Raw genomic sequence first — 6,710 nt, forward strand, 5'->3', positions numbered from 1 at the left:
GGCCAGGTGATGAACCTGCTTCTTCGACGGCGGCCTCAATCGTGGCGAAGGCCAGGCAAACCTAGCCGCGGGCGCGGGAGCATAACACCGCCGCGTCCCCTTTCTCGGCGGATGCCAGAGGGGGCGTGGGACGGTCGGCTCTGTTCAGTCGGGCGAGAAGAACGGGCGGCGGGGCCAGATGTGTCCGGGGCCGGGTGGGTGGACGGCGGTGAGGGCCTGTTCGGCTGCGTCGGCTAGGGGGCCGCTGGTGTCGATCGTGATCGCCTCGGGCCACGGGTCGGCGTGCGTGCGCATGGCGGTGGCGGTCTGGGTGTCGGCGTCGGAGGGACCTCGCGCGCGGGTGCGGATCCGTTCTGCGGTCAGGGCCTCGGGGGCCTGGCAGCGCAGGGACGACAGGTGTGCGTGTTCGCGTTCGGCCGTCGCGGCGAGGAGATCGCGCTGCTGCCTGGAGGTCCAGGAGGCGTCCAGGACGACGGTCTCTCCACGTCGGAGCAGCTTCGCGGCCCGGTCGGCGAGTTCGCAATAGGTGCGGCGGTTCCATTCGGGGGTGTAGATGCCGGTGCCGTAGGGGGCGGCCGCGGAGTCGTGGGGAGCGAGGCCGGCGAGTTCCTTGCGGATGCGGTCGCTGCTGAGCAGGGAGCAGCCGAGCCGGTCGGCCAGCGCGCCGGCCAGCGAGGTCTTCCCGGTGCCGGGCAGCCCTCCCACCAGGATCAGTCCGACCCGGCCGGCACGCAGATGCCGCAGCGCGATGGCGCTGTAGGCGCGTGCGTCGGCGGCCGCGTCCGGGTCGCCCTGTGCGTGCCGCATGCAGGCGACCTTGGCCCGGACGAACGCCCGGTACGCGACGTAGTGGTGGCGCAAGGAGGGCGGTGCCGGGTCGGCGGCGAACTCGGCGTACCAGGTGATGAAGCGTTCGGCGAGGCCGGGGGCGCCGAGTCGTTCGAGGTCCATGGCCAGGAACGAGGCGTCGTCGATTCCGTCCAGGCTGCGGAGCTTGTCGTCGAATTCCAGGCAGTCCAGGATGCGCGGGCCGTCGTCGAGGCAGAAGATGTCGCCGGCGAGCAGGTCGCCGTGGCCGTCGACGACGCGGCCGTCGTCGATGCGCGCGTGGAACAGGGCTCGTCGTCCGGCGAGGAACTCGGTGACCAGATCCTCGATCTGGGTGGCCGTCGCGACGTCGATCACCTCGCCGTGGAAGGGGCGCACCTGGTCGAAGCTGTCGGCCCAGCGGGCCAGGAGGGCGTCGCGGGTGCCCTGGGCGGCGATGCGGGGGCCGCGGGGCGCCTGGGCGTGCCACGCGGCGATGATCCGCGCGATGTCGCGCAGTGCGTCCTCGACCGGCGCCCCAGCCTGAATCAGGGTGGCCAGACGCCGGTCGGCAGGCATTCGCCGCATGACGAGCAGGTGGTCGCAGACCTCCCCGCCGGGTCCGTGCACGTCGGCGATGCCGAGGTAGACGTCGGGGGAGAAACGGCTGTTGAGGCGGACTTCTTCGTGGCAGGCGCGCTCGCGCAGCTCGCGCGTGCTGAAGTCGAGGAATCCCAGGTTCACCGGCTTCTTCAGCTTGTAGGCGCGGTCGCCGACGAAGAAGACGACGCCGATGTGGGTTTCGGAGACGGCGGCGTTGTCCATGGAGCTCACGCCTTCCACTGAGCGGTCGAGTGGGTGTCGTCGTGGTCGTAGCCGAGGGTGTGGACGACGTCCACGACGCCTTCGGTGGCGGCGGCCAGGCGGACGACGATCGGGATGAGGCTTTTGACCTTGACGCGGCCGGTCAGGTGGACGATCCCGTCCTGGACACGGACGTGCGCGTCGGCGGGGTCCTGCCAGAGCTTGTGGATCAGCACGTCCCGGATGATCTCGTCGCGGATGTCGGCGTCTGAGCGGTGGAACACGCGCAGCAGGTCGCGGCGGGCCACGATGCCGGCGAGGCGGCCGTCCTTGCCGACGACGGGCATCGCCTTGTAGCCGTGGGTGTTCAGCAGCCGGGCGGCCTCGGTGATGGTGGTGTGCGGCGCGACCGAGATGGCCGGGGTGCTCATCAGCCCGCGCGCGTCGACGGCGGCGGCTTTGGCTGCGGCCGGGGCTTCGGGTGCGGCATGGCGCATCCGGATCATCGGCCGCCGCGGCCGCCGTCCGGCGTCGCCCTTGTACTCCTGTTTGCGGAGCAGGTCGGCCTCGGTGACGATGCCGGTCACGTGCCGGTCGGTGTCCAGGACGGGCACCGCGCTGATGCGGTGCTCGGCCATCGCGTCGGCGATCTCGGTGAAGGGGGTGTCGGCCGTCACCGTCACCACCTGCTTGGTCATGACGTCGGCGACTGTTCGGCGTTTCATCGTCCCTCCCGGGCCGGCCTGGTCTGGAAGGTCTTGGACGTCGCGGTGTGGTCGGCGCAGATCACGACGCCGCAGCGTGCGCGCCGGCGCACGACCGGCACGGTGCCGCCACCGAGGGGACTGCCGTGTTCAGAGTGCGCCCGGGCACCGATGACCAGGAGTTCGGCGTGCTCCGCCGCGCGTGCCAGAGCCTCGCCGGGCGCGCCGTGGACGATGCGGAGGCGGGTGGTCAGATGCTGGGCGCGCGGTAGCGCGTGCGCCGCCAGGCGGCGCAGTCTCAGCCACTCCCGCACGGTCCGCAGCGGTTTTGGCGCGAGGGCGCCGTCCGGTTCCAGGACGCGAACGACGTCCAGCCGTGCGTGCCGGTCGGCGGCCTCCCGCGCGGCGCGCCGCAACGCGGCCATGGAGTTCGGGGAACCGTCCACCCCGACGACGACGCAACGGTGCTCCGGCAAGACCCACATGGGTGACCTCCCTGTTCGTCTCCAGCCTGCGGCCGGGACGGCTCTGAGGTCAGTGCCGAGCGTCCCTGCGGTCCGGGACCTTCGGCCCGATCTGGTGCCCGGTGACCTCTTGGCCCGGCCGACGGGACCTTCGGCTCTTATGGGCGCGAACCTCGACGCGAACGCTGGAGATGAGTTACCAGGCCGAAAACAGGAGGTGGCTTCGATGAGCGAGATGACGGTCGTCCACCGCGAGCATGACGCCTTCGCCGTGCTCGTCCGGGGCCACGTGATCCGCGTGGACCAGCCGTACTCGGCGGGCGGCACGGACGACGGGCCGACACCGGTCGAGCTGTTCGTGGCGTCCCTGGCCGCCTGCGCAGCGCACTACGCGCGGCGGTACCTGGTCCGGCGCGGCCTGCCCGCGGACGGGCTGGAGGTCACTGCCGGCTTCGCCATGAGCGCGACCGCGCCGACGCGGGTGTCGCGGATCGGGTTGCGGCTGCGCCCTCCGGTCCCGCTCTCGAGCGCGGACGCCGAGGAGCTGCGCAGGGCCGTGGAGGGCTGCACCGTCCACAACTCGGTGGTCGACGCCCCGCGGATCGGCCTGGAGATCGAGACGGAGGCCGAGGCCGCCTGACCGGCGGCGGAGGTCCCGGGCCAGAGGACCGTTCGGTTCTGTCCTGGTCACGCTGATCCGGCGATCGGATGGAAGTGGGCCGAGATAAGGGAGGACGTTATGAGCCACGTTGTTGTCGGTTACGACGGAACCAGCGAGAGCGAACGGGCCCTGCGCTGGGCGGTGACGGAGGCGCGGCTGCGTCGGCTGCCGCTGACCGTCAGCCATGTCTGGCGGTGGCCGTATCCGATCAGCTATATCGACTACGAGGGCGTGGCCATCGTCCGCAGGATGGGCGAGCACCTGCTCGACCACGGTGCGGCGCTGGCACGGGAACTGGCCCCGGGTCTGAAGCTGCGCAAACGGCTGCACGACGGCAGCGTCTCCCCGGCGCTGGTGCACGAGGGGCATGATGCCGAACTGATCGTGGTCGGCTCGCATGAACCTGACCAGATGCCGGTGGGCTCCACGGCGCTCCAGGTGCCGGCCCACGCGGGCCGTCCCGTCGCAGTCGTCCGAGACTCGGCCTCCCGCGACGGGCAGGTGGCCGTCGGGGTGGACGGCTCGCCGGGCGCGGACGCGGCGCTGGCGTTCGGGTTCGAGGAGGCGGCGCTGCGCGGCTGGCGGCTGCGGGCCGTGTACGGCTGCTGGGAGCCTGGGGCGGCGCCGGACGGGGACCTGTCCCTGTTCAGTGACACGGACAAGCTGCGCCGGGTGTGCGGCACCGTGCTGGAGCGGGCGGTGGCGCCCTGGCGCGTGAAGTACCCCTACGTCCAGGCAGCCACGGCGCTGGTTCTGAAGTCGCCGCGAGAGGCGCTGCTGGAGGCGGCCGCGGAGGCGACCCTGACGGTGGTCGGCGCCCGCGGCACAGGTGTCGTCGAGACGCTGACCCTGGGAGCGACGAGTGACGCTCTGGTCAAGCACGCCCCGTGCACGGTCGTCGTCGTCCCGAACATCGCCGGATGAGGCCGGATGGCCGGACTGTAGGACGGGAGTGAATCCAGTGAGTGCTGTGACCGGGGCTGACCTGACCCGCGAGCCGTTCTTGAGCGGCCTGCGGAACGCCGACCTGACCAGGCTGGCCACGGCAGCCCGGTTCACCGAGTTTCCGGTCGGACGGCGGATCTTCAACGAGTCCGACCCGGCGGAACGGTTCTGGCTCGTCCAGGACGGGACCGTGGCCGTGGACCTGCGCACACCCGGCCGCGGTCCGGTCGTCATCGAGACCTTCGGCCCGGGGTCGGTACTGGGCTGGTCGTGGCTGTTCCGCCCGTACCGGTGGAGGTTCGGCGGATACGCCAGCACGCCTGTCCGGGCGATCGAGTTCGACGGGCGACTGGTCCGGACGCTCTGCGCCGTCGACCCGTCCATGGGGTACGAGCTGACGCGCCGCTTCGCCGAACTCGTTGTGGAGCGGCTTGAGGCAACCCAGGCACGGCTGGTGGAGCTCTCCCGAACGATGCCGGTGAGCGACGCGTCGCTGCTGTAGCAGAGGTGTGGCATCAGGGGCCGTTCAAAGGACGAAGGTCCCTGTCGAGGATCAGCGGCGTCCACCAGGGTGAGAACCCCTGGAGCCGATCATGGTTCCGCGGTTAATGCCGGGTATGAGAGGGAAGCGGTGCGGCACGGTGACTGAGACGAGACAGGCGAATGGGTCCGGCCGAACGGGCCTTGGGCTGACCCGCGGCGGTGGGCGCCCGATGGTGATGCTGGTGGTGGCCACAGCCGGGTTCGCAGTGAATTTCTGGGCGTGGGCGCTGCTCAGCCCGCTGGGTCCGCGGTTCAAGGATTCGCTGGCGCTGTCGTCGTTCGAGCAGGCGCTGCTGGTCGCGGTGCCGGTGGTGGTCGGGTCGCTCGGGCGGATTCCGGTGGGGGCGCTGACCGACCGGTTCGGCGGGCGGGTGATGTTCCCGGCGCTGTCGCTCATCACGATCCTTCCCGTGCTGTATCTGGGGCTCCTTGGGCAGTCGTCGCTGGCGGCGCTGCTGTTCGGCGGATTCTTCCTGGGGGTTGGCGGGACGGTGTTCGCGGTGGGTGTGCCGTTCGTCAGCGGGTGGTTCCCGCCGGAGCGGCGGGGCTTCGCACTCGGGGTGTTCGGCGCCGGGATGGGCGGCACCGCGATCAGTGCGCTGACCACGGTGAAGCTCGTCGACGGACAAGGTTCAGCCGCGCCGTTCGTGCTGACGGCGTTCTTGCTCGCGGCGTACGCGGTGGTGGCGTGGCTGGTGCTGGGGGAGGCGCCGGGACGGACGCCCCCGCGCGAGCCGCTGGTGAAGCGGCTGGCAGCCACGGCCCGGCTCGGCGTCACGTGGCAGATGTCGGGGTTGTATGCGGTGGCGTTTGGCGGGTTTGTGGCGTTTTCGGTGTATCTACCGACGTATTTGAAGACGGAGTACGGGTTGTCGCAGGCGGACGCGGCGAACCGGATGGCGGGGTTCGTGCTGCTGGCGGTGGTGATGCGCCCGGTCGGCGGGTGGCTGTCGGACCAGGTGGGGGCCGTGCGCGTCTTGGGCGTTTCCCTGGCGGTGACGTCGGTGGGCGCGATGGTGCAGTCGTTCACGCCGCCGTTGATGCCGCAGGGCACGGTCGCGTTCCTGGGGATGGCGGCGGCGCTGGGCGCGGGCAGCGCCGCGACGTTCGCCCTGGTGGCCAAGCTGGCTCCGGCGGACAAGGTGGGAGCGGTCAGCGGAATGGTCGGGGCGGCAGGTGGTCTGGGCGGGTTCGTCCCGCCGCTGGTCATGGGCTCGATCTACGGGAGCCTCGGCTCCTACGCGCTGGGCTTGGCGCTACTGGCGATCGTGGCGGCGGCCGCCGCGGCCTTCACCGCCGTGGTGGTGCGGCGTGCGGCGGTGAACCGTGGTGCTGCGGCCTGATGACAAGATCCGGTTTCGTTTGGCAGCCTTCCCGGTGCGGGCGGCCGGTCCGATGAGTCGACTGAAGGGACGCTGAGGGTGAGTTCGACCAAGGGAAGGCCGGGGAGCAAGGGCAGGCCGGGCATGGACGGGCCGTTGGAAGAGGCGCTGGTGGGGACCCGCAGGTTCTTCACCCGTGCCCGAGTGTCGTCCGATCTCCGGACGGTGACGAAGGCGGGAGGGCGGGAGGCCGACTCGTTCTACCGTGACCGCTGGTCGCACGACAAGGTGGTGCGCTCCACCCACGGGGTGAACTGCACCGGGTCCTGCTCGTGGAAGGTGTACGTCAAGGACGGCATCATCACCTGGGAGGCGCAGCAGACCGACTACCCGTCGGTGGGCCCGGACCGGCCGGAGTACGAGCCGCGCGGCTGCCCGCGGGGCGCGTCGTTCTCCTGGT

8 protein-coding genes are annotated in these 6,710 nt (G+C 71.1%); 5 read left to right on the forward strand and 3 right to left on the reverse strand.

Annotated elements, in window-relative coordinates:
* Positions 1–144: 144 nt before the first annotated feature.
* From E1285_RS22265 to E1285_RS22275, 3 genes are read right to left on the reverse strand one after another with little or no spacing between them, the layout of a single operon-like run.
* Positions 145–1,632 (reverse strand): bifunctional aminoglycoside phosphotransferase/ATP-binding protein, encoded by a 1,488-nt coding sequence (locus tag E1285_RS22265; RefSeq protein WP_132155096.1) that lies wholly within the window; start codon positions 1,630–1,632, stop codon positions 145–147.
* 5 nt (positions 1,633–1,637) lie between these two features.
* Positions 1,638–2,336 (reverse strand): CBS domain-containing protein, encoded by a 699-nt coding sequence (locus E1285_RS22270; protein ID WP_132155082.1) that lies wholly within the window; start codon positions 2,334–2,336, stop codon positions 1,638–1,640.
* A complete protein-coding gene (locus tag E1285_RS22275; protein WP_132155084.1) occupies positions 2,333–2,800 on the reverse strand; it encodes a universal stress protein in 468 nt (155 codons plus the stop codon). Before E1285_RS22275 ends, E1285_RS22270 begins: the two co-directional genes overlap by 4 nt.
* A gap of 205 nt (positions 2,801–3,005) precedes the next feature.
* Between E1285_RS22275 and E1285_RS22280 the strand changes: the two genes are divergently transcribed.
* The 5 genes from E1285_RS22280 to E1285_RS22300 form a co-directional block, all read left to right on the forward strand.
* Positions 3,006–3,419: an OsmC family protein gene (locus tag E1285_RS22280; RefSeq protein WP_132155086.1), complete on the forward strand. Its 414-nt coding sequence runs from the start codon at positions 3,006–3,008 to the stop codon at positions 3,417–3,419.
* 99 nt (positions 3,420–3,518) lie between these two features.
* Positions 3,519–4,364, forward strand: a complete 846-nt coding sequence (locus tag E1285_RS22285) for a universal stress protein (RefSeq protein WP_132155088.1) — start codon at positions 3,519–3,521, stop codon at positions 4,362–4,364.
* 46 nt (positions 4,365–4,410) lie between these two features.
* The gene (locus tag E1285_RS22290; protein ID WP_207946739.1) at positions 4,411–4,887 is read left to right on the forward strand and encodes a Crp/Fnr family transcriptional regulator; all 477 of its coding nucleotides are present in this window, start codon (positions 4,411–4,413) and stop codon (positions 4,885–4,887) included.
* Between the two features lie 211 nt (positions 4,888–5,098).
* The gene (locus tag E1285_RS22295; protein ID WP_132155090.1) at positions 5,099–6,271 is read left to right on the forward strand and encodes an MFS transporter; all 1,173 of its coding nucleotides are present in this window, start codon (positions 5,099–5,101) and stop codon (positions 6,269–6,271) included.
* Positions 6,272–6,394: 123 nt separating this feature from the next.
* Positions 6,395–6,710, forward strand: a 316-nt coding sequence (locus E1285_RS22300; protein ID WP_132155100.1) for a hypothetical protein, incomplete at its 3' end; no start/stop codon positions are given.

Origin of the sequence: Actinomadura sp. 7K507, from assembly GCF_004348425.1 — a bacterium.
Taxonomy (GTDB): Bacteria; Actinomycetota; Actinomycetes; order Streptosporangiales; family Streptosporangiaceae; genus Spirillospora.

What these genes read in the sequence shown, in the direction of transcription:
- E1285_RS22270 (WP_132155082.1), bottom strand. Translation starts at nt 2,336, where the DNA reads ATGAAACGCCGAACAGTCGCCGACGTCATGACCAAGCAGGTGGTGACG.
- E1285_RS22285 (WP_132155088.1), top strand. Translation starts at nt 3,519, where the DNA reads ATGAGCCACGTTGTTGTCGGTTACGACGGAACCAGCGAGAGCGAACGG.
- E1285_RS22265 (WP_132155096.1), bottom strand. Translation starts at nt 1,632, where the DNA reads ATGGACAACGCCGCCGTCTCCGAAACCCACATCGGCGTCGTCTTCTTC.
- E1285_RS22275 (WP_132155084.1), bottom strand. Translation starts at nt 2,800, where the DNA reads ATGTGGGTCTTGCCGGAGCACCGTTGCGTCGTCGTCGGGGTGGACGGT.
- E1285_RS22295 (WP_132155090.1), top strand. Translation starts at nt 5,099, where the DNA reads ATGGTGATGCTGGTGGTGGCCACAGCCGGGTTCGCAGTGAATTTCTGG.
- E1285_RS22280 (WP_132155086.1), top strand. Translation starts at nt 3,006, where the DNA reads ATGAGCGAGATGACGGTCGTCCACCGCGAGCATGACGCCTTCGCCGTG.